Raw genomic sequence first — 25,362 nt, 5'->3', positions numbered from 1 at the left:
GAAATTGCAAGAATAAAAGCAGCCCAAAGATATAACCTACGCCCTTTACAAGCTAAATAGACCCCAAAATAAATACCGACCTTCCGAAGAAAGTCGGTGAAATCTAGAGCTTAAGCTCCCCCATACGAAGTAGCTCAATAACAGCCTGCGAACGCCCCTTAACGCCCAGCTTCTGCATAGCATTCGAAATGTGATTACGAACAGTCTTCTCTGAAATGAAGAGTTCCTGTGCAATATCCTTTGTGGTCTTGTCTTGTACTAGCAATTCGAAAACTTCCTTCTCGCGTTTCGTGAGTAATTGCTTCGGCTTATAGTCTTTTTCCTTCAAGCGCTAACCCCTCCTTGCTAACTTAGAGCTGCAGTTCGAAGGGTGGTTATTTAGTCTTTACATCCTATGAAAAAAAAGATAAAGCTGTGCCACACAGACATTCCACTTTTTGCTTATTTTTTAACTTTGAGAGATTAGTCCAAGCTCTTTCGCTCGAATTAAGGCTTCTGTGCGAGAACGGACTTCTAATTTGCTAAAAATACCGGTCAACGTATACTCCACACTTCTTTGAGACATATGTAAGTTTTGGGCGATGTGTTTATTTGTCAGCCCTTTAGATACCTCGTTTAGTATCTTCTGTTCTTTCTCGTTCAAGGACAACGAACTGGCATCTCCATCCGAAGATAGTTGTTGCGTCGTTGCTTCAGCTCTCCTTAACTGTTTAAATAAGTGCAGGGGAATGACAACCTCTTCACGGAGAGCGCAATGAATAGCTGTTACTAGCTGATCTTTGGTTGCCGTTTTACTTACGAAACCAGATATATTCGATTCTACTAGAAGATTAAAATGGGTGTTAATGTCAAATCCCGTATATATTAGTACTTTCATGTCTGGATAAGACGTCTTTACCCTTTTGGCAAGCTCCACACCATTTAGCCCAGGCATGTATAAGTCTAACAGTAATACATCATACGCATGTTCCCTTATTTTGTGTTCCGCACTCATACTATCTGATATTACTTCAACTTCCATATCAGATTCTTGTTCAAGCATTGCTTTCGTCCCCATCCCTACGGCCGGATGATCATCGACGATCAAAATATTAATCATTTAACTCCTCCCCTTCGTGGTTTGCTGCGTTGAAGAATGTGATGTACATTTGAAATCCTTGTTTAGGAGCTGATTGTATACTAATTTCACCATTCAACCCATTTACCCTTTGTTCAATCCCCGATATCCCCATATGTGAATAAGTTTCAATTCGCTTATTCGGATTAATCCCGACTCCATTATCCTCATAAACTAACCTTATATCTGATCCCTCTCTATACAACATGATAAATACTTTATCAGCTCTTGAGTGCTTCATAGCATTCGTTAATAGTTCTTGCACAATGCGATAGATCCCCAGTACGTACTGGCTGTTTAATTCTACTTGGAACGCTCTTGAATCAAACGTTACTGTATAATTGGAGCGGAGTTGATATTGGTTAATCAAGTTTTGTAAAGAAGGAATGAGTCCTAGCTCCTCTAAGAACGGAGGCCGCAATTCGTTACACGTTTCCCGAATGAGATGGATATTATCCAATAACTGCTCCTTAAAGCTGTACATTTCATTTTTTACCTCTGGCTCCATCGAACGCTTTCGGTTTACGAAATCATCCATTTGCCTGTATAAGTATAATTGTTCCTGCAAAACAGAGTCATGAAGATCGATCGCAATTTGTTGACGCTCATGTTCTGCTAGAGAGAAGAGTAGTCTTGAAAGCCATGCAGGATAGTTTTGCTGACGATCGTTTTTAACGTGTTGAAGCTCTTGGAATAAATCTTCAATAAGCAACAAGTTTTCATGAGCAATATTCGTGTTGTAGGAGATGGTTTGCAGGTAGCCCCTCTCATCTAAATTCAATTGAGTTCGGTTTGGCTTCTCTGATATATAGAGATAGGTAACTTTACTGACCGTGTGACCAATCACCAGTACATACCCTTCATGTTCTTGTAGTTTCACTAAATTACCTACATCACCCAATACTGTTTTCGAGCGTTCTACACATTCATTCATTAATGAGAGAGGTACTTCTTGATAAAGACAATAATAATTTGAAATTGTGTTTTGCGAGAAGATATAAACTTCTTTTAAATCTAATACATCAAGTAATTCTCGCTTCAACCTTTTAAATAAACCAACCGCATCACGTTCCTTTTTCATCTCATGAACAAAGCGTTGCAGACTTTGGTGGTAATTCTTCTTCTCAGAAAATAAATTTCTTTGAATTTGAAAATTGAAAATCTCTTTTACATAAAGAAAAACAATCATCACTACTAATATACCAATACCCAATTGGATAAGGTCTTGTATAGAAAAAGGATAATCAATAGTAAACCCAACCAATGCCACAATTAACACAGTGGGTATAAATGAAGAATACGCATAATATCTAATACGCCCCATTACGAAATCTATATCTAACAACCGCTTGGCTGTAATAAGATAGATAAAAGTAAATGGCATGACCATGAGAAACAAAGCACTCGCTTCACCTGATAAAATTTGAAACCCAAACAAATAGTTCGGGAGCATATACAACAGGATAAAAGGCATAAAGGATACAAATAAACCAACAAGCATATATTTTAATATAGGTGCGTATACCGTCTGTCTATATCGCTTATATCCGATTATTATTAGAAATAACGCTATACAAGTGTAAGTAATAAATAATATTGAAATAAATTGCGGGTACCAGTCTGGATAAAAACCATTAATTAAACAATAAGCTTCATAAGTTACAATAACGCAGGCTGCTATCTTCATCCAGTTATATACTCCAGAAGCATACCACCTGCTTTGTAAATCCCTAAAATAACTATCTACAAAATGCAACAGTAACGATGGCCCCATTAGTAATGTAACCGTACTCACTAACGTTGAAATCATGTCCCCCCGAGCAGACCCACTAGCAGATAAGTAGGCAAGCCCAACAGTCAAGAAGAATAAAATCAGCCTGTTTCCTGATTCATTTTGTTTCTTATGAAAGAGAATAAACAAGGATAAGAGTAGCATAATCAACATAAATGAGCATGGAAAGATGATATAGAACAACCATTGGTCTAGACTTACTTCATCCTCAATTTTAGTATAATGAACAGACATTTCCCCTGATGCTCTAATTTTAACCTTATCAGCTTTTTCAACATTTTCGTAAATTTGCACGGTCGGATAGTCACTTGGCTCTACTCCATCTATACTTATTACCTCGCTACCAATTTTTATATCCTGGTTAGAAGCCCAACTATACTTATCAATATGAACAATCTCCCACCAGCCTGCATCAGTTTGTTTCACATCTATCCCTATATAGGGAATCTTTAAAATTACCGCTATTAAATAGATGGAAAGTAACGTAAATAAGATTGGGAAGAGATATCGACGAAATCGCATAAGAATTTTATTTTTCTTCATAGGGTACCCTCTATTATGTATAATTTCCGATATATACTTCGACAAAATCGGTCTATTGTCCTAAGTTACCTTACCGAATATCATACAAATGAAATTATCCTTTTGCAACCGATACTTGATCTTCATAAGCTCTTTTTATTTCCCGGGGAATCGATATAGGTTTTCCTGATTCGGCATCTATCTGCACAATTCGACCTCTCCCTGTTAAACAAACAGCACCTTCCTCGTTCGTAACAAGGTAATGAAGATCATAAGATGTATTTCCTACGTAATGTATTTTGACTGCTACAGACAAGACGTCATCAAAATAAACTTGTTTATGATAATCACATTGAAGATCTGCCGCAACTGGTATGGTCCCTGAAGGATCGGACTCTTTCTGAAAAGCATCAATAGATTTTAAAAATTCAATTCTAGCTTCCTCAAAATAAATAAATGGAACTGTATTGTTCATATGACCAAACAAATCTGTTTCTGAGAATCGCACCTTTGTTCTCACAGAAAACGTAAATCCTTCTAACCACTTCTCAGGGTCTTCTACATATGAAACTTTCTTCATTAAAATTCCTCCTCGTATCTATATGAGTCCATAATAAACTCCTGCAACTTAAACAGCTGCAGGAGTCTTGATTTCGTTCTTGTCATCTCAATTAGTTTACTTCGTGGTCACTACCAAAGAAGCTCTTGAAAGAATGTAAGGCTGTTTCTCTATTCATTGACGCAATAGAAGTTGTTAATGGAATACCTTTCGGGCAAGACTGAACACAGTTCTGTGAGTTACCACACTCTGAAAGTCCACCTTCACCCATTAAAGCTTCCAAACGTTCGTTTTTATTCATAGCTCCTGTTGGATGAGAGTTAAATAAACGAACTTGAGAAATGGCTGCAGGACCTATAAAGTCTGATTTACTATTAACGTTTGGACATGCTTCTAAGCAAACACCACATGTCATACATTTGGACAACTCATAAGCCCATTGACGTTTGTTCTCAGCCATACGAGGACCTGGTCCTAAATCGTGTGTACCATCAATCGGAACCCAAGCTTTAACCTTTTTAAGAGCATCAAACATACGGCTACGATCAACCGCAAGATCTCGCATAACAGGGAATGTTGACATTGGTTCAAGACGAATCGGTTGTTCTAGCTGGTCAACAAGCGCTGTACAAGACTGGCGGGGCTTCCCGTTGATTTTCATGGAGCAAGCGCCACACACTTCTTCTAAACATCCCATATCCCAATAGACAGGTGTTGTATCTTCCCCATTTGCATTGACAGGATTACGACGAATTTCCATAAGTGCTGAAATTACGTTCATATTCTGGCGATATGGTACATGGAATGTTTCTTCATAAGAAGAGGATTCCGGATCGTCTTGACGTTTAATTATAAAGGTGATGTTTTCAGTTTCACTCATGTTTATTTACCCCCTTTACTTTTTGAATAGTCCCTCTTACGTGGTTGAATATGAGAAATATCCACGTCTTCATAGCTAAATACCGGGGCATTATTCTCTTGATCATAGCTTGCTTTCGTCGTCTTCAGCCACTCTTCATCATTACGTTCTGGGAACTCAGGTTTATAGTGAGCACCACGACTTTCATTACGATTCAATGCACCAATCGTAATAACACGAGCTAGTTGAAGCATGTTTTGGAGTTGACGGGTAAACATAGCCCCCTGGTTACTCCATCTTGTTGTGTCATTAATGTTAATATCATTAAAGCGCTCTTGAAGCTCTTGAATTTTCTCATCCGTTTTGCGAAGTTTTTCATTCTCTCGCACAACGGTAACGTTATCTGTCATCCATTCTCCAAGTTCTTTATGAATTTGATACGCATTTTCAGTACCCTTCATATTCAGAATCGCATCAAACTTCTCTTGTTCTTCTTTTAACTTATTATCGAATAGAGTAGAAGACATATCTTCTGCCGTTTTATCCAATCCGCTGATATATTGAACGGCTTTCGGGCCTGCTTCCATGCCTCCAAAAATGGAAGAAAGAAGTGAATTCGCTCCAAGACGGTTACCACCGTGTTGAGTAAAGTCACACTCACCAGCAGCAAATACACCAGGAATGGTCGTCATTTGATCATAATCAACGTAAAGTCCACCCATTGAGTAGTGAACAGCTGGGAAGATTTTCATTGGCACTTTACGAGGATCATCCCCTACAAATTTCTCGTAAATTTCTATAATTCCGCCTAACTTAACATCTAACTCTTTAGGATCTTTATGAGAAAGGTCGAGGTAAACCATATTTTCACCATTAATACCAAGCTTTTGGTTCACACAAACGTCGAATATTTCACGTGTTGCTATGTCACGAGGCACAAGATTTCCATAAGCAGGATATTTCTCCTCTAAGAAGTACCAAGGCTCACCATCTTTATAAGTCCATACACGGCCACCTTCGCCACGTGCAGATTCACTCATCAGACGTAACTTATCATCCCCAGGAATTGCAGTAGGGTGAATTTGGATGAATTCTCCGTTTGCATAAACCGCCCCTTGCTGGTAAAGTGCTGAAGCCGCTGAACCTGTATTGATTACAGAGTTCGTAGATTTACCAAAGATGATCCCAGGACCACCTGTAGCTACAATAGTGGCATCTGCTCTAAAGGCTTTAATTTCATGGGAATTGAGATTCTGCGCCATAACACCACGGCTTACACCAGAATCATCGATGATAGAAGACAAGAATTCCCAACCTTCGTATTTCGTTACAAGCCCTGCCACCTCATGTCGGCGTACTTGTTCATCTAAAGCATATAATAACTGCTGACCTGTTGTCGCACCGGCATAAGCCGTACGGTGGTGTTGAGTACCTCCGAAACGACGGAAATCTAGTAATCCTTCAGGAGTACGGTTAAACATAACCCCCATACGATCTAGCATATGGATAATGCTTGGAGCTGCGTCACACATTGCTTTAACTGGAGGCTGGTTTGCTAGAAAGTCTCCTCCGTAAACCGTATCATCAAAGTGTTCCCATGGAGAGTCCCCTTCTCCTTTTGTATTAACAGCACCATTAATTCCGCCTTGCGCACAAACAGAGTGAGAACGCTTAACAGGTACAAGGGAAAGCAAGTCCACGTGTACACCGGCTTCAGCGGCTTTGATTGTTGCCATTAGTCCAGCGAGTCCCCCGCCTACGACTACGATGTTTTGATTACTCATTTTTTAATGCTCACTCCCTTAAATTCTTTCAAAGACGTCTATATCGTACGTACATTTAAATAAATGCTAGGATAGCTGCTACACCTACATAACTTAGTGCGACAAAAATCGCCAATGTTACATAAGTAGAAATGCGCTGTGAACGTGGAGACATTGTTATGCCCCAGCTTACTAAGAACGACCATAATCCATTCGCGAAGTGGAATGTTGTCGAAACAACACCGATTATGTAGAAAACAACCATAAACGGATTTGCTAAAATATCTGCCATCATGGAAAAGTTAACTTCTTCTCCAAGAGCTGCTTGAATTCGCGTCTCCCATACGTGCCATGTTACAAAGATTAACGTAATAATCCCGGAAATACGCTGTAAATAAAACATCCAGTTACGGAAATAACCATATTGACTTACGTTATTCTTAGACGTAAAGGCAATATAAACCCCGTAAATGGCATGGAAGTAAAGAGGAATGAAGATAATGAATAGCTCTAATACAATGCGGAATGGAAGACTCTCCATAAAGTGAGCCGCATCGTTAAACGCCTGTTCCCCTCTTGTTGCGAAATGGTTCACAACTAAGTGTTGGATTAAGAACACCCCAACTGGAATAACCCCTAGTAATGAATGTAACCTGCGATAAAAAAACTCTCGATTGCCTGCCATGTGTGACGTTTACCCCCCTCGAATAGTATGTAACTTTATTTGCGCAAACTTTTCAGACAATAAAGCGCTTTACTAAACCCTTAAAAAAAGGAAACAAACTCGAGCGTTCCCTCAATTTATCTGAAAAAAATGCACAATTTATGTCACGTTTATTGTACTTCTATCCATGGTAAGCGTCAAGAAAACAAGTTAATAAATTGGTTGATTGTGGTTTTTGTTTTAAAGTTCAACTCATAAAACGATATCTTTACACTCTATTCGGAAAGAACATATTGCAGAGAACCGTGCCCCCTGCAATAATGAAAAGAGCAGAGAGGATGAACATAAATGAATGAACAAATCGCCAACTTATTCGATGAATACAGTGATGTACCCTCTTCATTAATTGGCCATGAGGTACTGAGGAATCAACTTTTGCCAGATTTATTAGGTAAAGAAAAAGATACGATCTTATATTTTATGGGAAAAAGCTTGGCTCGAAAATACCCTTGCGAATCTATTGATGAAATCGGAACATTTTTTGGAGCAATGTCCTGGGGTGAGCTTTATTTAGATAAAGAAAAAAAGAAAGAGTACCAATTTACTCTTTCTGGCGAACTAACCCAAAAAAGATTAAAGTATAAAACCCCATATAATTTTCGGTTAGAGGCTGGCTTCTTAGCAGAACAAATTACATTGCTCATAGGCACCACAGCCGAGTCCGCTTATGAATGCAATAGTAAAAAACAAACGATATCCTTTACTGTGATGACGACTTAATCCATTTAAATAAAGTAATATCACTATAAACAGGATCAAATAAGGAGTCAGATTCAAATTGTTTAACAGGGATAAAGGAAGACGTATCTACTCCTTGTTGAGAGAACCCACGCACAGCCCGTTCTGTAACATAGACCGATCTCCCTTTCTCTCGTTGTCTCATTGCATCTTGTTCAAAAAGGGTATACGTTTGAACCTTTTTAAATGCAATCGATACTCCTACATACTGCAACACCCGCTCTTCTTCCCAAGTATATATCTTTAGAGGTTCAGATTGTTGCTCAATGTATTGTGCCAATTGATACGTAGCAGGTAACTCCGTTGCCTGCTTTTCTACGTATTGTATACTTAGTGTGGTTTGAACAATAAGTAGGATTGTGCTAATCCACAACACTCCTCTACTTCTTGATTGAAGCGCGCGCGTAAGTAGGATCGCTATAAGTATAACCACAACTGGTATAATATGCCTTGGTTTATCTACATTCTGAGCAAAGAATGCCCAGATAGTATAAGCCATTAACAAACTCCACCATAGCTTTCGATTAGAAAGGTTCAGAGGTCGGGAGACGTTATAAAAAACAAGAGTGCTATATAATAACAGAATGACAACAGTTTTGAGCGAAAGACCTACCCACAGAATATTACCCCATAAAAACGTGATTATTCGAATAAAGAAAGGATCTTTTTCAGTCGCTATGGATCCACCCCACCCTGTAAAATGGCCTTTCACAAATTCAATAGCAATGTACTCAAAGCTCCCTATCCCTCCAACTGACAAAACAAGGGGATAAACCCAAAAGAGTTGAAAAATGATAGCTACTCCAGCTTGTTCTAAAACATGAGCCCCGCCTTTTTCCTTCCACCTTTTGTACCATATGATTAAAATACCAATACTTAAAGGCAAATAAGAAAGCCTTACACCCATAAGAATGCTAAATAACAACAGAGAGAGAAGGTCGAAACTATACTTCCCTTTCTCAAGTGCTAACACAAGACTCCATATGTACCACCACATCACTGTATATGCCATTCCCTCAGACATCGGAGAAGCTATAATGATATTTAGAAATGGAACTGATTGTGATAGTGAAATAGCAATAATCGCTCTGCCTGTAGAGAGATAACGTTTATAGATTAGCCACATTGGAATGATAGATGATAGGGATAGCACGCTATTCCATACTGAGAGTGCCAAAGCAGGATCATTCACAAAATTCTCAAGAAGCATACCACCCAAAATAAAATAAGGATATCCCGGGAAATGTGGTTGCATATCCAGAAGGTTAAACGACTGAACACCTAACGCGAAATCCACTGCATCCCAGCTTCTTGCGAAATCGCTACTATAATGAATACGAGCAAGCACAACCACTAATAAGCATAAAACTGCTATTCCTGAGCTGCTTTTTTCTAAAAATCGGAATTTCTTCATGAACTTGTTCCCTTCTTGCAATTAGATACGAAAAAACCCGCACATATGGCGGGTTTCATAAAATTAGGTTTATAAGGGGGATAGGCTTATGCTACGGTTTGATCCACTGCTTTAGACTTCTTTCTTCTAAATAGTGTGAATTCCTTAGCATGTAACATATTTGCACCAATAATAAATGCAAAGTACAACCAATATGCTGCGATTTGTTCAACAGTTGGATTATGACTGTATCCAAACATGGCAGCCATAAACAAACCAATCTGACCACTAATCATTACATCATTACCTGTGTCACGCTCAAAATGCATCTCGTCTTGATAGTGCTCAGGCATAATTTCTACGATATTATAAACCGCTTTAGGAGTCCCTTGTACTGTCTCATATACAGAACCCATCTTCCCTAAGTCCTGCAGCATTCCGACTCCTTGTACCAATAGTCCAGCAGCTATGAACATGATTAATACTCCTGTAACTCGGAAAAACGTTTTTAAAGAGAACTTCATGGTCCCAGTAAAGAAAAGATATCCTAATATTAATGCAAGCATTAAGCCGCTAAGAGCTCCATAACTTGTAAAGACTTCCTGGATATCTCCACCACTAATAGCAGCAAAGAAGAACACGGTCTCTACGCCCTCACGTAGAACGATTAAATACGTATGAAGAATGAGAGCAGTCACACTCCCTGCCGTCACGGCAGCATTGATTTTCTTTTGCATGTCTCCATTAACGTTCTTCGATTCTTTCTTCATCCACATGACCATGTGACTAAGCAGTATGACTGAAGCAAACAGAATACCTATTTTCAAATATACTTCAGACCCGAAGCTAGCAAAGCCAGTAAAAATAACTTGGAATAACAAAGCAACTCCAAAGCTACTTAAGAGTGCAAAAAACACACCAGCGTACACCCACGGATGGTACTTCTTCGCATCTAAGCGCGTTAAATAACTTAAAATCAAACCAACAATTAATATCGCTTCTAATGCCTCTCTCAGTGTAATCAAAAAGGCCTGAAAATCCATAGTTGTTCTCCCCCTTCTATGCCTACTCTTTCTTACGATTCTTCATTCTATTAAAGACAATTAATAAGACAAATAGGACAACAAGACCGATCGAGACCCACTTCCACATAGGATTTGACTCTCCATCTCCTCCACCAAACAGTCCTAAGTTTTCTTCTGTTAAGTTCGCATTATTATCCTCTTGGTCAGGAACTGGAAAAGCTTCTTTTAAAGAAGTGTTGATCGCTTCTATTTCTCGATCAAACGTCTCTTGGTCACTTTGCTGATCCCCAATTCCAAATAGACCTGGGTTTCCTAAGGATTGCAAGGCTTGATCAAAAGAGGCATAAATGGATTGAGCGGCTTCTTCCCCTTGATCATCTTTAAAGGAAGGTTGTAAGACGTCAAATGTACCTCGTGCTTTAGCGAGTAATAATTTCGCCTGACCATAATCCTCAAACTGTTCCTGAGCGAAATGAAGACGACGCTCTACATTCAACCGTAGTGCTGTTCGATAACTCTTTAAAAGCAACTCTTGGTCTTGACTTTCGAGCGCTTCCTCTATGTAAGGAACCGTTTGTTTAAAGTATAAGTTAAATTCTTTATCGTATGTTTCAATGACTTGTTCGGCTTGATCCCAATCATCAGCTTCAACATATTGTTTCACTTCTTTATAAGCTTCGGCGAATTTTTCTTCACCTGGGTCCCCATAAGAATAAGCAGCTGTATTGAGTGGATCAATAATTAGTAAACTAAGTGTAAGCGTTATAATGGAAATGATAATCTTTTTCATTTGAGACCTCCTACGATAATGATAATGATTATCAACGTCTGCGTCAAGCAGAGTTCAGCATTTTTTTACCTATTAGATGGTTTTCTTTAAGTTAAACAATAACAGAGATCTCTGGTAATTATTTTTCCGTTCCATATAAGCCCCTTATATGGAAGACTCAAAGTTGAGATGTTTTAGCTGGAAGGAACCGTTACTTTTAATGAGTGGTTGGGCTAGCACGGGGGCAACTCGCTTTCCTACGGGGAGCTGGGAAGCCTCCGCGTTCGCTTTCGCTCTCTGTGGGGTCTTCCCCAGGCTCCTTACCCCGAGGGAGTCTCGCAGTCCCCGAGCTAGCCCTTACGTTAACTAAGTTAACGGTCCCGCGATCACGCAATTTAATCTTGTTTCTTCTCACAGGGCTTGTTTCTGTTCACACTAATATGGCAAAGGTGGGCCTGGAGTCTACGAGACTCCCGTGGGCAGACTCACCAGCTCCCCACAGGAAAGCGAGTGGTTTCCAGGCCCAACTTACACTCAATTAAAGCAAACAGAAACAATCTCTCATCTTCGAGTCTTCAAGATTACTGCCCTATTCTTGAATAGCCTATTATTAAAAAAGGTGATAGGGGAAACGACTCGTTCCCCCTATCACCGCATGGCTATATCAAGTCCACTCTTCATTCCTCTGTGATTTAGTGAATGGGATTGGTTTTCGCCTCATTTCACGATAAATTGCAGGTAACACAGAGCTCATATAAGCCTTGAATTTAATAAAGGATTCACCTTTTTTTCGAACTTGATAATTAATAGGAATTTCTTTCATTCGGAAACCTTTTCTAACAATATTGAGGGTAACAACTTGGGCATAATTGTAGTCATGGATAATTTCAGCCTCTTGTAGAACCTCTTTAGAAAAAGCTCTCATACCAGATTGCCCGTCATGAATCCACCTTCTCAAGAGAATAGATTGAAGAAGGGTGAAAGCATAGTTCCCAAGGCGTCGGTGTAACTTCATCCCATCAATGGTGCCAAGAAAACGGGACCCCATAACATAATCAGCCTTACCGTCCAATATAGGCTGAATCACATCAGGGATTTGACGGCCTGGGTATTCCAAGTCAGCATCAATCATAACACCGATATCTGCTCCTAATTCTAAAGAACGTTGAAACCCTTGTCGGACAGCAGCTCCTAATCCTTGATTGGTTTCATTTTGATAAACCGCATCAACTCCTGCTCTCTTGGCTAACTCAACTGTATTATCTTTAGAACCATCATCAATGACAATGATCTTCACTTCCACATTACTCCCCATTTCACGAGGGATCGTTTGAATCATTTCCTCTATACAATCTTCTTCGTTGTAAGCAGGTAAAAATACGACTACCTTTTTCATGATGATGGGTCCTCCTTCTTCTGCTGGGTCAACACTTCTCCACGTGAATGGTCAGGGAAAGGTGCACCAAGTAAGTGTGCAATCGTTGGAGCTAGAGATACAAGACTATGCTTCTTCTCCACACGTTTCCCCTTCTCTATAGTTGGGCCTGTCATGAAGAATGGAACGAACCGTTCTCCTTCATCAAGGTGACCATGACCACCTATACCATCAGCTTGACCATGATCAGCGCAAACCATGAGGGTTGTATTTTCCATAAACCCTTTTTTCGTCAACCAATCTACATAATCTTTAACAAGCGCATCTGTTTCTTCGATTTTTTCGATATAATCATCGTATAACACACCGCGACTATGTCCTGTTTGATCGGTACTTATTAATTGCATGATAAATAGTTCCGGGTCTTCTTCCTCCATAATTTTCTTTCCTTTTTGAACAATGTTTTTATCCGCAACATCGTTATGCATAACAGCCGTTACAGTATCTACATCATCACCGAACGTATCAACAAGATGAGCAATACCAAGTAATCGGCCTTTCTTATCTACTTTACGTAAGGAATCGAAAATACTTTCGGTTTGTGCCCCGAGCTTCCATACCATGTTACTTTGTATTTTATGTTCAAATGGATAGGTTCCAGTAAACATAGAGGTGAAACAGACAACCGTACGGGCAGGGTATACGGTCTCCATTTGAGTATATTCTGTTCCTTGCTGTTTTAAAGAATCAAGGAAAGGTGTATGAGCGGCCTCAAAACGGTCTTTTCTCATTCCATCAATAACAATTACAATAACCCGCTCATTAGTTGCTTCGTCTGCTTCTTTGTAATTTTCTTTCGTGTACGATTCATAAGGCTTTGGCTTCCAATCAAATAGAAAATGGTGCAAAACCCATGTAAAGACCGCTACACCTGCGTAGAACAGGATAAGCTGATATAGATTGGTAATACTTAGACCGCCCGTATCCAAATGTTGAAAAGCATACTCCCACACTCCTAGCAGGAGAACAACTTTAGGTATTTGCTCTTGTGCATTCCCACTTGTTGAGTCACTATTCTTTAGTACGAGCTTCCAAAATCGCGTAAAATTCCACCATGTAGTACCAATTCTCATATGATAATAAAAAGTTCCCCAAAAGAACACAGTAAAGAAGAAATATAAACCCAGAGCTAATAACCATAACGATAAGTAACTACTTTCGAAGATCATTAAAAACCCGACAACCGGGATCCATAAATACGACCTTAATAACAATGGGAAATCAAAATAATAAAACAAGGCTAATAACGGTAGTACGTATATGACGCTGATTGCTAACGCCCCAGCTGATGTATACAAATCGTTTAAGTGATACAAAAGCATTATGCCTAAAACAAAAATAGGAGTGAAAGGTTTTCCTTCGTTTAATAAATTCCATCCTCGTGCTGCTACTTTTTCAAATGATGAAGCTTGTTTCATTGTATTATCCCCTCCTCTTAAACCATCTTTTAACAACGTTGCTTGAAACGGGGGTCAGATAAAAACTAATAAGCCCCGTTATATAGGCATAAATAAATTTAAAAACATGCGTAATAATTGCAATTGTATAACCCGTCTCAATCGGAACATCTATGAAGGTAAGAGCATAACTCTGAACGCTCTCATAACCTGCAATGTGGCCAGGGGTGACCTGAAACACACCGCTTACTACAGCAACAGATGTCGCCCAAACGGCTTCAAAGAATCCAATACCTTCAATTGCAATCCTACCAACACTATAAATCGTAAAACCTTCGAGTACCCAACTTAGTAGAACTAGACCAAATAATAGTAGTCCTTTAATAGATAACAATGTAGATGCAAAATGGACCATAGATCTGAGAATAGATTTCCTTAGTGTATGCTTAGCGCGAAAAGGTAGCACGAGTACAAATAAGACCATAACAGTCAAGGTAATGATCCCCACATAGAAAAACGTATCCATATATATAAAAGTGCCAATACCAGCTAAAAGAACAAGCCCTCCTAAATCAAGCACCCTCATTGCCACAACACTACTTACACTTTCCTCCCATGATAAAGGTTTCGCCCCTTTAATCACACCTGCTCTTACAACATCTCCTGTTTTAAAGGGAAGAATATGATTCATAAATAGCGCGTAATGTATACCAGACCAATAAGGAGCAAAGCTTCCTTTTTCACCTATATAGCTCTGCCAAACGTATGCTTTCACACAAAACGAAAGAGCGTAGGTTGAAATCATTACCCCTAGCCATAAGGGGGAATAAATCAACTCCATTGCGACACGTGTAACCGTCTTTAATGAAAAGTATTGTAGAGTTAGATATATAAATAGGCCCGATAAAAGGATACCAGCTATTCGAATGGTCCAACTGACCATTCGTTTACTTTTCATAACTCATAAACCATTGAACCGTTTTTCTAAGACCTTCTTCAAACGTGTGCTTCGGCTCGTATCCTAGTAACTGTTTAGCTTTCGTTAAGTCAGCCCATGTTTGTTGTACATCGCCCTTTCGAAAGGGAGAATGATTAACCTTCAAGTCAGGAAACATGTCTTTCAGAGACCCGACTAATGCTTCAATTGTGACCGGGTTACCTGAACCAATATTATAAACGTGATTCCCCTTACTATGTTGTAGCGCAAGGCGCATACCATCCACTATGTCATCTATATAGGTATAGTCACGAGCTGTACCGTTCCCAAATACAACGATCGGTTCATCCTGAAGACTTGCTTGAATAAATTTTGGAATCGCCATATCTGGTCTTCCCCATGGCCCATATACTGTGAAGTAACGGAAAACTGTTAATTGGAAACCGTATACTTGTTGATACATGTGTGCATATGTTTCTCCGCTCACCTTAGCTGCGGCATAAGGGGAAGAGACATTTTGTATAGGTAAATCCTCACTCATCTTTCCTGACCTGTTTCCGTATACAGATGAAGAAGACCCAAATAATACATGCGATATTCCAGCTTCTCCAGCAAGCGTTAATACGTTGATCGTGGCTTTAATATCTTCATCAACATATTCTAATGGTTGCTCGAATGAATAGGGGACTCCAGGTAGAGCGGCCAAATGGACAACAGCATCAAATGATGGACTGAAAATAGATGCGCAACTTTCCTTATCTAATAAATCTACTTCGTGAAATGTAAGGTTACCGTAACTAAAGAGACGGTCTAACTGTTCCTTCTTACGACTGTAATCATAGTAAGGGTGAAATTTATCTATAATGGTTACTTTATGGCTATCTTTTAATAGAGATTCAGCCAAATGTGAACCTATAAATCCAGCTCCACCGGTTAGTAGTATGTTCATATTCTCACCTCGTCAAGACATCTTGTTCATTTTATCACAATTAAATAGTGTTTCGAATAGCCTGTTTAGAGTTAATCATCCCAATAAAAAGATCCTGTAACTTAGATCTAAGTTACAGGATCTTCTTTATCGTTTGATCTTTTCTCAAGAAGATTACTTTACAAGCTGGTCTAATGTTGAAACAATTTCTTGACCAAGTTGCTCTGCTTCTTCAGCATTCTCGTTACTCACTGCCTCTAACCAAGATTCTGCTTTTTGAAGTGTTTCCTTAGACTGCTCTTCGCCAAGCGTTTCTGTCATAGACATTTCAATTGCCTTTGTAAACATGTTTGCTTCAAGAGCTTCTGTACGAGCTTTCGTAATGTTTCCGTTTTTCACTTCTTCCACTGCTTCAGTGTGATAGCCTTTGATCTTCCCTACAAGAGCTTGAACAAATAAATCATTTACTTCATCCGCTTTGATTGTATTTGGTTCTGTTTGATCAAGGCTGAATAAAGTACTAATTTGTTTAGCCGCTTCTTCGTCCCCAGAAGAAAGTGACCCTTTTATAGCTTGATAAAAGCCCCATGCTTCTGCTTGTTTTACAGTCAGCTCATCATTCGAAGCACCTTCATTAGCTGCCTTTTCAATCTTTTCAGCATAAGACTGAGCTGCTAGGAAATAACTGCGATAAATTGATTTGTCTGTAATCTGTTTGTACACACCAAAGTCTTCTGCATCCCCAGCTTGTAGTGCTTCCTGTTGTGTCGTTAAGCCAGCATTAATGTTCTGCTCAAGACTTGAGTCCCCTTCTAATTCATAATAGCTGTCACGCTTCACAGCTGTAGGGATAAACACTTCGTTAGCTAGGAATTTAAGCTGGTCAAACTGTTGCTGAGCTTTCTCTTTTGTTCCTTCTTCTAGCTCTTTAGCAATTTCACCATGCATCCCCTTTTGCTTTTGGTAGAAGTATGATTGAGTCGTTTTATCAATGATTTGACGAGCTGCATTCTGTTCTAGAGAACCATCTTTCCCTGCAGATATAGCAGCCGTAATTGCCTGATCAAATTCGCCGTTCACACTTGTTAAAGAGGGTTGAAGTTCCGCTGTATATGTATCTTTAATCATGTCCCAGTTTACTTCTTGGTCTTCTTTCATCTTACCTAGTTCTTTTGTAATATCTTTATAAGCTTGAACCTGATCTTCAATGGAAGCCGTTTCAGCCTCTTGATTTTGATCTTGTTCTTTTTCTTCTTGTTCGTTCTCTTGCACTTCTTCTTGCTGTTCAGAATTTGTACCTTCTGATTCATCTTCCCCTTCGCTTTCACCAGCACATCCTGCTAGAACAAGTGAAAACGATAACCCCGTGAATAGTAATGTTTTCTTAAAGCTAAATGGCATATGTAATCCTCCCAAATGAAAATGATTTTCAATGATGTTCTGTTATGTATTATATAGAGAACGATTCTCAATGTCAATGAGAACTTTTTTCATTTACAGTGTATAATACATCCTTTTATTTACACTTTCGATCATCGTTGCCTTATTCCAGATATGGACAGGATTGTTGAAGACTCACAGTTGAGTGAGTATTTCCGTTTGCTTTATATGAGCGTAAGGTTGGCCTGGAAACCACTCGCTTTCCTGTGGGGAGCTGGTGAGCCTAGGGAAGACCCAGCAGAGAGCGAAGCGAATGAGGAGGCTTCCCAGCTCCCCGCAGGAAAGCGAGTTGTCCCCGAGCAAGCCCACGCACTTATAACGTAACGGCCTCTTTCAGCTAAAAAGGGGACTATATGGAATAAATAACGCCTTCTCCTAATTTAGGAGAAGGCGTTACATCACATACTATTCTAGGGTTTCTTCCTCAGTTTCCTCATCTGCTGGTTGATTAAGATAATCGAGAATGGTTTGAGCAAGGGGGCTTGGTACACCGAGCTTGGTTAAATCTTCAACTTTTGATTCTCTGATGTGCTTAACGGATTGAAAATGACGTAACAGAAGCTTACGCCTTTTTTCTCCTACACCCGGGATTTTATCAAGCTCGGACTGGATTGCACCTTTCCCACGTAATTGACGGTGAAATGATATAGCGAATCGGTGGACTTCATCTTGTACACGCTGAATTAAGTAGAACTCCTGAGACTGACGGTCCATCTCTACAACAGCAGGGGGATCGCCATAAAGCAATTCACTTGTTCTATGCTTATCGTCTTTAGCTAGTCCGCAAAGGGGGATATCAAGACCCAATTCATTTTCTAGAACATCTGTGGCAGCTGACATCTGCCCTTTACCACCATCTACTACAATTAAGTCAGGTAGCGGCAACCCATCTCGTATTACTCGCTTATAACGTCTCCTGATTACTTCACGCATTGTATCATAATCATCAGGGCCTTTAACGTCACGAATTTTATATTTTCGGTATTCTTTCTTTTCAGGTCTACCATCAATAAAAACGACCATAGCTGAGACTGGATCAGCCCCCTGAATGTTGGAGTTATCGAAAGCTTCAATTCGGTGTGGTATCTCAATGTTCAACTTCTCACCGAGTTCCTCGACAGCTTTAATCGTTCTTTCTTCATTTCTCTCTATTAATGAAAACTTCTCTTGTAACGCGATTTCAGCATTCTTCATTGCTAATTCTACAAGCTCTTTCTTTCTACCCCTCATCGGTATCGTTACGTCTACTTCTAACAATTCTTTCAAGACGTCACGGTCTGCTCCTACCGGAATCAAAACTTGCTTAGGTTTTGGATGATTTTGGTGCAGATAAAATCGCCCTATAAAGCTTAAGAATGTTTCTTCTGCATCATCAAAAAACGGAAAGATAGAAACATCGCGTTCAATAAGTTTACCTTGCCTTACAAAGAACACTTGCACGCACATCCATCCCTTATCATAAGAGTACCCGAAAATATCCCGATCAACTTGATCATTTAAGGTCATCTTCTGTTGCTCCATGACGGATTCGATGTGCTGAATTTGATCACGTAGCTCTTGAGCTCTTTCAAAGTCCAAGTCCTCAGAGGCTTTGTACATCTTCGATTGAAGATCTTGCTTGATGTCCTTGAAGCCCCCGCTTAAAAAGCGTGCAATTTCATTTACAATATCTTGGTTCTGTTGCTTTGTGACTGTGTACTCACAAGGGCCGAGGCATTGATGCATATGATAGTAAAGACAGACTCGGTCAGGCATTGTATTGCATTTCCTTAAAGGATACAGTCGGTCAAGAAGTCGCTTCGTCTCTCGGGCCGCGATTACGTTCGGATAAGGCCCAAAGTACTTGCCTTTATCTTTTTTCACTTTTCTTGTCACGATCAGACGGGGATGTCTTTCTGCAGTAATTTTTAAGTAGGGATATGTTTTATCATCTTTTAATAAGACATTATATTTAGGGTCATATTTCTTTATTAAATTCATCTCTAATATAAGTGCTTCTATTTCAGAGGAGGTTACAATGTACTCAAAATCCACTATTTCTTGTACGAGACGTTGTGTTTTCGCATCGTTTGCTCCTGTAAAATAGGAGCGGACTCGGTTTTTTAACACTTTCGATTTACCTACATAGATAATCGTTCCGTGTTTATCTTTCATTAAATAACATCCTGGCTGATCTGGAAGGACAGCGAGTTTTTCTTTGATGTTATCAGACACGTTTCATCACTCTCCCAAACTACAAAACGATATTTATAGCCCCTATTCCCTCTTCCATCTTCCACCTAACACAGGGAATGTGTTTCTAAGATGCGGGATCTTTCAAAAAAAATCACTTATTATTGAAAAAACAGCCTGATGACTCAGGCTGTTTTTTTCGGTGCTTATGCGTGTTTGTTCACTAGTTCTACTAATTGTTCTTTAGGTTGGAAACCAACAACTTGATCAACAACTTTACCATCTTTGAAAAGAAGTAATGTTGGGATACTCATAACACCGAATTTCCCAGCAGTTTCTTGGTTTTCGTCAACGTCTAATTTAACAATTTTTACTTGATCGTTCATTTCAGCATCCATTTCTTCAAGAACTGGAGCGATCATTTTACAAGGTCCGCACCAAGGTGCCCAGAAATCTGCTAAAACTAAACCTTCACCTGTTTCTTGTGCGAAGTTTTGATCAGTTGCATGTGTAATAGCCATGTGTATTCCTCCTCAATTGCATGTAAATCGAATATGTCTAAAGTATATCACTTCAACAATTCCCTGGCTAATAATCTGTTTATAAGATAGCTTCCCCGTAGGTATGCTATTTATTCGTAACTAGCATACTAAAAAAGGGAAGAGGTGCTACAAAGAGCACCTCTAGAGAATGGTTATGCATTTACTTTAATTTGTTTGATCTCTTCTGTCAATTTAGGTACAACATCAAAAAGGTCTCCGACTATTCCATAATCCGCTACGTTAAATATATTTGCTTCTGGATCTTTATTAATCGCTACAATAACTTTTGAATTCGACATTCCTGCTAAGTGTTGAATCGCTCCTGATATACCACATGCAATATAAAGGTCTGGTGTTACCACTTTACCGGTTTGACCAATTTGCAAGGAGTAGTCACAGTATTCAGCGTCACATGCTCCACGAGAAGCACCGACAGCACCGCCTAATACTTCAGCTAATTCTTCTAATGGTTTAAACCCGTCTTCACTTTTAACCCCGCGACCCCCAGCAATGATGACATTGGCTTCTGATAGGTCGACTCCTTCAGTACTCTTACGAATAACATCTTTAATGACAGTCCGTAAATCTTTAATATCCACTTCTTTAGCTGTCACCTCACCAGAACGTCCTTCGTCACGATCAAGTGCCTTAATATTGTTAGGTCGAATCGTAGCAAAAATCAAACCGTCTGTAATGATTTTCTTTTCGAAAGCCTTACCAGAGTAAATCGGACGAGTAAAGACTATATTGTCACCCGTCTCTTCGATGTTTACGGCATCAGAAATGAGACCGGTTTCAATTTTACTTGCAAGTTTTGGAGTAACATCTTTACCTATAGCAGTGTGTCCCATCACAATACCTTCAGGGCTCTCATCATCAATTACAGCCATAAGCGCCTGGCTATAACCTTCAGATGTATAAGATGCTAATTGATCGCTTTGAACCGTAACAACACGATCTGCTCCGTAATAAATCAACTCTTTACCCATATTTGTTAAATCGTCTGAACCACATAATACACCAACAATTTCCCCGCCATCACTCATTGTTTTTGCAGCTGCAATAGCTTCGAATGAAACGTTACGCAATGCCCCTTCACGAACTTCTCCGATCACTAATACTTTGCGACTCATACAGATTCCCCTTTCGTTGACAATGATTTATAGTACTTTCGCTTCGTTTTGTAGTAAAGACACAAGCTCTTTCACCTGGTCATCTACTTCTCCCTCTAACACCTTACCTGCTTCCTTTTCAGGAGGAAGATAGATTTCAATTGTTTTGGTTTTCGCTTCTACGTCATCCTCTTCAAGGTCTAAATCATCTAATTCAAGCTCTTCTAAAGGTTTCTTTTTCGCCTTCATAATACCTGGAAGAGATGGATACCTAGGTTCGTTCAAACCTTGCTGACATGTAACAAGTAACGGTAGAGATGTTTCTATCTTTTCAACATCTCCTTCAACGTCTCGCTCAATTTGAGCCTTATCCCCGTCTACTGAAATGCTTGTAATCGTTGTAGCACAAGCAAAATTCAAACGTTCAGCTAGGCGTGGTCCTACTTGCCCACTTGCTTCATCAATCGCAACATTTCCAGCTAGGATCAGATCCGCTTCTTTATCTTCGAAGAAAGCTTCTAAAATCTTAACAGTCGTAAATTGATCCCCTTCTTCAAGGTCGTCTTCTGTGTTAATCAGCACGGCTTTATCTGCTCCCATTGCCAGCGCTGTTCGAAGTTGCTTCTCTGACTCCTCTTCACCTATTGTTACAACAGTTACTTCACCACCATGTTCATCTCTTAATTGAATTGCTTCCTCAATTGCATACTCATCATAAGGGTTGATGATAAATTCTGCTCCCTCTTCCTCAATACGTCCTCCGTCAATCTGAATCTTCTCTTCAGTATCAAATGTTCGCTTCATTAATACATAAATGTTCATCATATAACCTCCTAAGACTATTGATCTTTAAAGTTTGGTTGGCGCTTCTCAATAAAAGCCTGCACACCTTCTTTGGCATCTTCATTGCCAAAGACCTGCCCGAATTCTTTTGCTTCTTGCTGCTGTCCATGTTCATAGGTAGAAGTAATTGTATGAGGGATCAGACGCATTACAGCTTCAATAGAAGGGCCGCTCTTTGTGGCTACTTTTTTTGCTAGTTTCATAGTTTCTTCTTCCAAAGCATCAAATGTAACCGCTTTATTAGCAAGCCCAGCTGTATACGCTTCCTTACCCGTGATTGGGTCACCCGTTAAGATCATTTCGTAAGCTTTGGCACTTCCAACATAACGCGGAAGTCGCTGTGTACCAGCGAAACCAGGGATAATACCTAGTGATAGTTCAGGTAATCCAAGCTTAGCATCTTCTGTCACAATCCTCATGTGACATGACATAGCCAGTTCCAGGCCACCACCCAATGCAGCTCCGTGAATGGCTGCAATAACAGGAGCTCTGAAATTCTCTATACGTTGAAAGAGCAACTGCCCTTCACGGCCCAAATTACTTAGATCCTCTTGACTCTGAAAAGACGTAAATTCTTTAATATCTGCCCCTGCTGAGAAGAACTTCCCCTCTCCTTTTAAAACGACAGCCTTTAAAGAACGGTCTGCCTCAATCTCATCAAAAGCTGAGGCAAGGTCTTTTAAAATGTAACTAGCTAATGCATTGGCAGGTGGACTTTGAATCGTAATAACCGCCACGCCTTCTTTAGCTTCTAACTGCAAGTAATCCATATGACGATCCCTCCCCTAGTCTTGTTTAGCATGTATAGTAAGTCCATGAATTAGAAGTTCATGAACTTCCTCAGCTTGCTCAGTAAGGCTGTATTTCTGGTCATTCATAACCCAGTTCGTTACCGTTTCGTCTAACGTACCAAATACCATTTGGCGAACGAGGCGTAAATCAAGCGAATCATGAAAAAGCCCTTCTGTTTTTCCTTCTTCTACGATGTGATCAATAACTAATAGATAACGTTTTAATACATCATTGATCTTTAGACGTAAATCTTTATTCGATTGTCTTAACTCTAGCTGTGTGACAATTGCTAAATGGTGATCTTGTGATAATAATCCATAATGAGTATTTATCATCGCAAGAAGCTTCTCTTTAGCATTCGACTTTGTTTTTATATCTTCCTCTATTTTTTCGATAAATTGTCCCATTTTTTCTTGGAACAACGACACGAGGATGTCTTCTTTATTTTTAAAGTAAAGATAAATTGTACCGTCAGCTACTCCAGCTTTTTTGGCAATTTTAGATACTTGCGAGGAATGATAGCCATTTTCGGCGATGACCTCAACTGCTGCGTCGATAATCTGTTTATACTTTGGTCGATTTTTATTCATGTGGATCCCCTTACTATACGTCGTAAAATGAATGACTATTCATTCATCTTTTATTCTACAAAAGGATCTGACTTCTGTCAATCTTAATATAGTAGGCTTGTCTGTATTCATTCCAAAGAAAAAGAGCCAGAGGCTCAACTAGTTGTTTTGTTGGATTGGGCAAGCTTTTCTTTCTCTTCATCAACGAGAGAACGTCTTAGAATCTTACCAACAGCTGTCTTTGGCAATTCTGTTCTAAATTCATAAACCCTAGGCACTTTGTATGCAGCAATGTGTTTGCGGCTATATGCGTCCAGTTCTTCCTCTGTAAGGGTTTTGTTCTCTTTTAGAACAACATACGCTTTCACTGTTTCACCTCTATAAGGATCAGGCACTCCCGCTACTACAACTTCTTGTATAGCCTCATGCTCATACAGCACTTCTTCAATTTCTCGAGGATAAATATTGTAACCTCCAGCAATAATCATATCTTTCTTACGGTCGACAATATAGAAGTATCCTTCCTCATCCATATATCCTAAATCACCTGTCAGTAACCATCCATCACGTAACACCTGATCTGTTTCTTCGGGCTTGTTCCAATACCCTTTCATAATTTGAGGGCCATAGACCGCTATTTCCCCAATTTCACCAGGTTCAGCTTCTTCAGTTGTTTCAGGTTTAAATATTTTTGCATCTGTATCAGGCCATGGTACGCCCACACTTCCACTGATTCGTTTCTCCCAAACAAAATTTGAATGCGTAACAGGGGAAGACTCAGAAAGACCATATCCTTCCACTAACTTTCCGCCAGTCACTCGCTCAAATTGTTCTTGTACTTCTGCAGGAAGTGGTGCAGAACCACTAATACAAGCCTCAATAGAAGATAAATCATACTTCTGTAGGGATGGGTGATTTAAGAGTGCAATGTAAATCGTAGGAGCCCCAGGGAATAGCGTTGGACGTTGTTTTTGAATGGTTTTAAGCACATCCTCCACCTCAAATTTTGGAAGCAGAACCATCTTATTACCCAACATAATAGATAAGTTCATGACCGATGTCATGCCATAAACATGAAAGAAAGGAAGAATACCAAGTATGACTTCTTCACCTTTTTTCGCTTTGTATAACCAAGCATCGGACATTTGAGTATTGGATACCAAGTTAAAGTGGGTGAGCATTACGCCTTTTGGAAAACCTGTTGTTCCACCCGTATATTGAAGAATCGCCACATCTTCTTTAGGGTCTACATTTACTTCATTTACGATTCCAGAAGCATCTAACATTAAGTCTTCCCAAACGTGTGTATCGCCTCCATGTTCTGGTTGGACAATTAGACCATATTGCTTTTTTTGAATAAATGGGTAAACAATATTTTTAGGGAATGGTAAGTAATCTTTAATCCCTGTTACGATTACATGCTCAAGATCAGTCTTTCCCTTAACATTTGATACTCTAGGGTACAGAACATCTAAACATACAATCATTTTTGCACCCGAGTCTTTCATTTGATACTCGAGTTCACGTTCAACATAAAGTGGATTCGTTTGGACCACCACTCCACCAGCTAACAAAATCCCATAGTAAGCGACCACAGACTGAGGACAGTTCGGTAACATAATAGAAACTCGGTCCCCTTTATTCAACCCTAAATATTGCAGGTAGCTTGCAAATTGCTTCACCTCTGAGTATAAAGACTCATACGACATTTCCTTCCCTAAAAAGTGAAGCGCTTTCTTTTTTGGGTATTCTCGAGCGCTTTCCTCTAAGAATTGGTGGATTGGCTTTACATCGTACTGAATAGACTTTGGAATCTCGCTCGGATAATGTTTTAACCATGGACGTGAATCTACTTTCTGCAATTCACTCATACCGTACCCCCTCCAATAATAAAAAATAGACTTCCTACCTATATTATAACGATAGTCCCACCA

The 25,362-nt window shown here is 39.6% G+C and carries 23 protein-coding genes; 1 reads left to right on the top strand and 22 read right to left on the bottom strand.

The genetic code is table 11. The features are described 5' to 3' along the window. Window positions 1-103 precede the first annotated feature (103 nt). From N780_RS12525 to N780_RS12495, 7 genes are all read right to left on the bottom strand, one after another. Window positions 104-328: a helix-turn-helix domain-containing protein gene (locus tag N780_RS12525; protein ID WP_036784583.1), complete on the bottom strand. Its 225-nt coding sequence runs from the start codon at window positions 326-328 to the stop codon at window positions 104-106. 120 nt (window positions 329-448) lie between these two features. Next, window positions 449-1,099, bottom strand: a complete 651-nt coding sequence (locus tag N780_RS12520; RefSeq protein WP_036784581.1) for a response regulator transcription factor — start codon at window positions 1,097-1,099, stop codon at window positions 449-451. Then, window positions 1,092-3,452: a sensor histidine kinase gene (locus tag N780_RS12515; RefSeq protein ID WP_036784579.1), complete on the bottom strand. Its 2,361-nt coding sequence runs from the start codon at window positions 3,450-3,452 to the stop codon at window positions 1,092-1,094. Before N780_RS12515 ends, N780_RS12520 begins: the two co-directional genes overlap by 8 nt. Window positions 3,453-3,546: 94 nt before the next feature. Next, a complete protein-coding gene (locus tag N780_RS12510) occupies window positions 3,547-4,011 on the bottom strand; it encodes an acyl-CoA thioesterase (RefSeq protein ID WP_036784576.1) in 465 nt (154 codons plus the stop codon). Window positions 4,012-4,102: 91 nt separating this feature from the next. Beyond that, entirely contained in the window at window positions 4,103-4,870 is a 768-nt protein-coding gene (gene sdhB, locus N780_RS12505; protein ID WP_036784573.1) for a succinate dehydrogenase iron-sulfur subunit, read from the bottom strand. Between the two features lie 2 nt (window positions 4,871-4,872). Then, a complete protein-coding gene (gene sdhA, locus N780_RS12500) occupies window positions 4,873-6,633 on the bottom strand; it encodes a succinate dehydrogenase flavoprotein subunit (RefSeq protein ID WP_036784570.1) in 1,761 nt (586 codons plus the stop codon). 55 nt (window positions 6,634-6,688) lie between these two features. Beyond that, window positions 6,689-7,297, bottom strand: a complete 609-nt coding sequence (locus tag N780_RS12495; RefSeq protein ID WP_036784567.1) for a succinate dehydrogenase cytochrome b558 subunit — start codon at window positions 7,295-7,297, stop codon at window positions 6,689-6,691. A 327-nt stretch (window positions 7,298-7,624) separates the two neighbouring features. Between N780_RS12495 and N780_RS12490 the strand changes: the two genes are divergently transcribed. Next, window positions 7,625-8,056 (top strand): YslB family protein, encoded by a 432-nt coding sequence (locus N780_RS12490; protein WP_036784565.1) that lies wholly within the window; start codon window positions 7,625-7,627, stop codon window positions 8,054-8,056. Here N780_RS12490 and N780_RS12485 read toward each other — a convergent pair. The 15 genes from N780_RS12485 to N780_RS12415 all read right to left on the bottom strand — a co-directional run bounded on the left by N780_RS12485 (window position 8,037) and on the right by N780_RS12415 (window position 25,299). Continuing rightward, window positions 8,037-9,488 (bottom strand): glycosyltransferase family protein, encoded by a 1,452-nt coding sequence (locus tag N780_RS12485; RefSeq protein ID WP_052115054.1) that lies wholly within the window; start codon window positions 9,486-9,488, stop codon window positions 8,037-8,039. The two genes, N780_RS12490 and N780_RS12485, sit on opposite strands and share 20 nt — an antisense overlap. A gap of 86 nt (window positions 9,489-9,574) precedes the next feature. Further along, the gene (locus N780_RS12480; protein ID WP_036784562.1) at window positions 9,575-10,510 is read right to left on the bottom strand and encodes an FTR1 family iron permease; all 936 of its coding nucleotides are present in this window, start codon (window positions 10,508-10,510) and stop codon (window positions 9,575-9,577) included. A gap of 22 nt (window positions 10,511-10,532) precedes the next feature. Further along, window positions 10,533-11,282 carry a hypothetical protein gene (locus N780_RS12475; RefSeq protein WP_036784559.1) on the bottom strand — a complete coding sequence of 250 codons (750 nt, stop codon included), beginning with the start codon at window positions 11,280-11,282 and terminating at the stop codon, window positions 10,533-10,535. 643 nt (window positions 11,283-11,925) lie between these two features. Continuing rightward, window positions 11,926-12,657, bottom strand: coding sequence for a glycosyltransferase family 2 protein (locus N780_RS12470; protein ID WP_036784557.1), 732 nt, complete (start codon window positions 12,655-12,657; stop codon window positions 11,926-11,928). Continuing rightward, on the bottom strand, window positions 12,654-14,114 hold the full coding sequence (locus N780_RS12465) for an alkaline phosphatase family protein (protein WP_036784555.1): 1,461 nt from the start codon (window positions 14,112-14,114) through the stop codon (window positions 12,654-12,656). Before N780_RS12465 ends, N780_RS12470 begins: the two co-directional genes overlap by 4 nt. Before the next feature lie 4 nt (window positions 14,115-14,118). Then, on the bottom strand, window positions 14,119-15,051 hold the full coding sequence (locus N780_RS12460; RefSeq protein WP_036784554.1) for a lysylphosphatidylglycerol synthase transmembrane domain-containing protein: 933 nt from the start codon (window positions 15,049-15,051) through the stop codon (window positions 14,119-14,121). Beyond that, window positions 15,041-15,979: an NAD-dependent epimerase/dehydratase family protein gene (locus tag N780_RS12455; protein WP_036784551.1), complete on the bottom strand. Its 939-nt coding sequence runs from the start codon at window positions 15,977-15,979 to the stop codon at window positions 15,041-15,043. The genes N780_RS12460 and N780_RS12455 overlap by 11 nt, the downstream gene beginning before the upstream one ends. A 153-nt stretch (window positions 15,980-16,132) precedes the next feature. Continuing rightward, the gene (locus N780_RS12450) at window positions 16,133-17,359 is read right to left on the bottom strand and encodes a hypothetical protein (RefSeq protein ID WP_036784549.1); all 1,227 of its coding nucleotides are present in this window, start codon (window positions 17,357-17,359) and stop codon (window positions 16,133-16,135) included. A gap of 444 nt (window positions 17,360-17,803) precedes the next feature. Further along, a complete protein-coding gene (gene uvrC / locus N780_RS12445; protein ID WP_036784546.1) occupies window positions 17,804-19,612 on the bottom strand; it encodes an excinuclease ABC subunit UvrC in 1,809 nt (602 codons plus the stop codon). Window positions 19,613-19,776: 164 nt separating this feature from the next. Continuing rightward, window positions 19,777-20,091 carry a thioredoxin gene (gene trxA, locus N780_RS12440; RefSeq protein WP_036784544.1) on the bottom strand — a complete coding sequence of 105 codons (315 nt, stop codon included), beginning with the start codon at window positions 20,089-20,091 and terminating at the stop codon, window positions 19,777-19,779. 173 nt (window positions 20,092-20,264) lie between these two features. Next, window positions 20,265-21,245, bottom strand: a complete 981-nt coding sequence (locus tag N780_RS12435; protein WP_036784542.1) for an electron transfer flavoprotein subunit alpha/FixB family protein — start codon at window positions 21,243-21,245, stop codon at window positions 20,265-20,267. Between the two features lie 27 nt (window positions 21,246-21,272). Further along, window positions 21,273-22,046, bottom strand: a complete 774-nt coding sequence (locus N780_RS12430; protein ID WP_036784540.1) for an electron transfer flavoprotein subunit beta/FixA family protein — start codon at window positions 22,044-22,046, stop codon at window positions 21,273-21,275. A gap of 17 nt (window positions 22,047-22,063) precedes the next feature. Then, window positions 22,064-22,837 carry an enoyl-CoA hydratase gene (locus tag N780_RS12425; protein WP_036784537.1) on the bottom strand — a complete coding sequence of 258 codons (774 nt, stop codon included), beginning with the start codon at window positions 22,835-22,837 and terminating at the stop codon, window positions 22,064-22,066. 15 nt (window positions 22,838-22,852) lie between these two features. Next, window positions 22,853-23,449 (bottom strand): fatty acid metabolism transcriptional regulator FadR, encoded by a 597-nt coding sequence (gene fadR / locus N780_RS12420; RefSeq protein ID WP_036784535.1) that lies wholly within the window; start codon window positions 23,447-23,449, stop codon window positions 22,853-22,855. Window positions 23,450-23,583: 134 nt separating this feature from the next. Further along, the gene (locus N780_RS12415; protein WP_036784533.1) at window positions 23,584-25,299 is read right to left on the bottom strand and encodes a long-chain-fatty-acid--CoA ligase; all 1,716 of its coding nucleotides are present in this window, start codon (window positions 25,297-25,299) and stop codon (window positions 23,584-23,586) included. Window positions 25,300-25,362 lie beyond the last annotated feature (63 nt).

It is taken from the genome of Pontibacillus chungwhensis BH030062, from assembly GCF_000770675.1.
Lineage (GTDB): Bacteria > Bacillota > Bacilli > Bacillales > BH030062 > Pontibacillus > Pontibacillus chungwhensis.
Note: the sequence above shows the minus strand (reverse complement) of the source record. Positions and strands in the feature narration are given on the sequence as shown.

What these genes read in the sequence shown, in the direction of transcription:
- N780_RS12520 (WP_036784581.1), bottom strand. Translation starts at nt 1,099, where the DNA reads ATGATTAATATTTTGATCGTCGATGATCATCCGGCCGTAGGGATGGGG.
- N780_RS12515 (WP_036784579.1), bottom strand. Translation starts at nt 3,452, where the DNA reads ATGAAGAAAAATAAAATTCTTATGCGATTTCGTCGATATCTCTTCCCA.
- N780_RS12510 (WP_036784576.1), bottom strand. Translation starts at nt 4,011, where the DNA reads ATGAAGAAAGTTTCATATGTAGAAGACCCTGAGAAGTGGTTAGAAGGA.
- sdhB (WP_036784573.1), bottom strand. Translation starts at nt 4,870, where the DNA reads ATGAGTGAAACTGAAAACATCACCTTTATAATTAAACGTCAAGACGAT.
- sdhA (WP_036784570.1), bottom strand. Translation starts at nt 6,633, where the DNA reads ATGAGTAATCAAAACATCGTAGTCGTAGGCGGGGGACTCGCTGGACTA.
- N780_RS12495 (WP_036784567.1), bottom strand. Translation starts at nt 7,297, where the DNA reads ATGGCAGGCAATCGAGAGTTTTTTTATCGCAGGTTACATTCATTACTA.
- N780_RS12490 (WP_036784565.1), top strand. Translation starts at nt 7,625, where the DNA reads ATGAATGAACAAATCGCCAACTTATTCGATGAATACAGTGATGTACCC.
- N780_RS12485 (WP_052115054.1), bottom strand. Translation starts at nt 9,488, where the DNA reads ATGAAGAAATTCCGATTTTTAGAAAAAAGCAGCTCAGGAATAGCAGTT.
- N780_RS12480 (WP_036784562.1), bottom strand. Translation starts at nt 10,510, where the DNA reads ATGGATTTTCAGGCCTTTTTGATTACACTGAGAGAGGCATTAGAAGCG.
- N780_RS12475 (WP_036784559.1), bottom strand. Translation starts at nt 11,282, where the DNA reads ATGAAAAAGATTATCATTTCCATTATAACGCTTACACTTAGTTTACTA.
- N780_RS12470 (WP_036784557.1), bottom strand. Translation starts at nt 12,657, where the DNA reads ATGAAAAAGGTAGTCGTATTTTTACCTGCTTACAACGAAGAAGATTGT.
- N780_RS12465 (WP_036784555.1), bottom strand. Translation starts at nt 14,114, where the DNA reads ATGAAACAAGCTTCATCATTTGAAAAAGTAGCAGCACGAGGATGGAAT.
- N780_RS12460 (WP_036784554.1), bottom strand. Translation starts at nt 15,051, where the DNA reads ATGAAAAGTAAACGAATGGTCAGTTGGACCATTCGAATAGCTGGTATC.
- N780_RS12455 (WP_036784551.1), bottom strand. Translation starts at nt 15,979, where the DNA reads ATGAACATACTACTAACCGGTGGAGCTGGATTTATAGGTTCACATTTG.
- N780_RS12450 (WP_036784549.1), bottom strand. Translation starts at nt 17,359, where the DNA reads ATGCCATTTAGCTTTAAGAAAACATTACTATTCACGGGGTTATCGTTT.
- trxA (WP_036784544.1), bottom strand. Translation starts at nt 20,091, where the DNA reads ATGGCTATTACACATGCAACTGATCAAAACTTCGCACAAGAAACAGGT.
- N780_RS12435 (WP_036784542.1), bottom strand. Translation starts at nt 21,245, where the DNA reads ATGAGTCGCAAAGTATTAGTGATCGGAGAAGTTCGTGAAGGGGCATTG.
- N780_RS12430 (WP_036784540.1), bottom strand. Translation starts at nt 22,046, where the DNA reads ATGAACATTTATGTATTAATGAAGCGAACATTTGATACTGAAGAGAAG.
- N780_RS12425 (WP_036784537.1), bottom strand. Translation starts at nt 22,837, where the DNA reads ATGGATTACTTGCAGTTAGAAGCTAAAGAAGGCGTGGCGGTTATTACG.
- fadR (WP_036784535.1), bottom strand. Translation starts at nt 23,449, where the DNA reads ATGAATAAAAATCGACCAAAGTATAAACAGATTATCGACGCAGCAGTT.
- N780_RS12415 (WP_036784533.1), bottom strand. Translation starts at nt 25,299, where the DNA reads ATGAGTGAATTGCAGAAAGTAGATTCACGTCCATGGTTAAAACATTAT.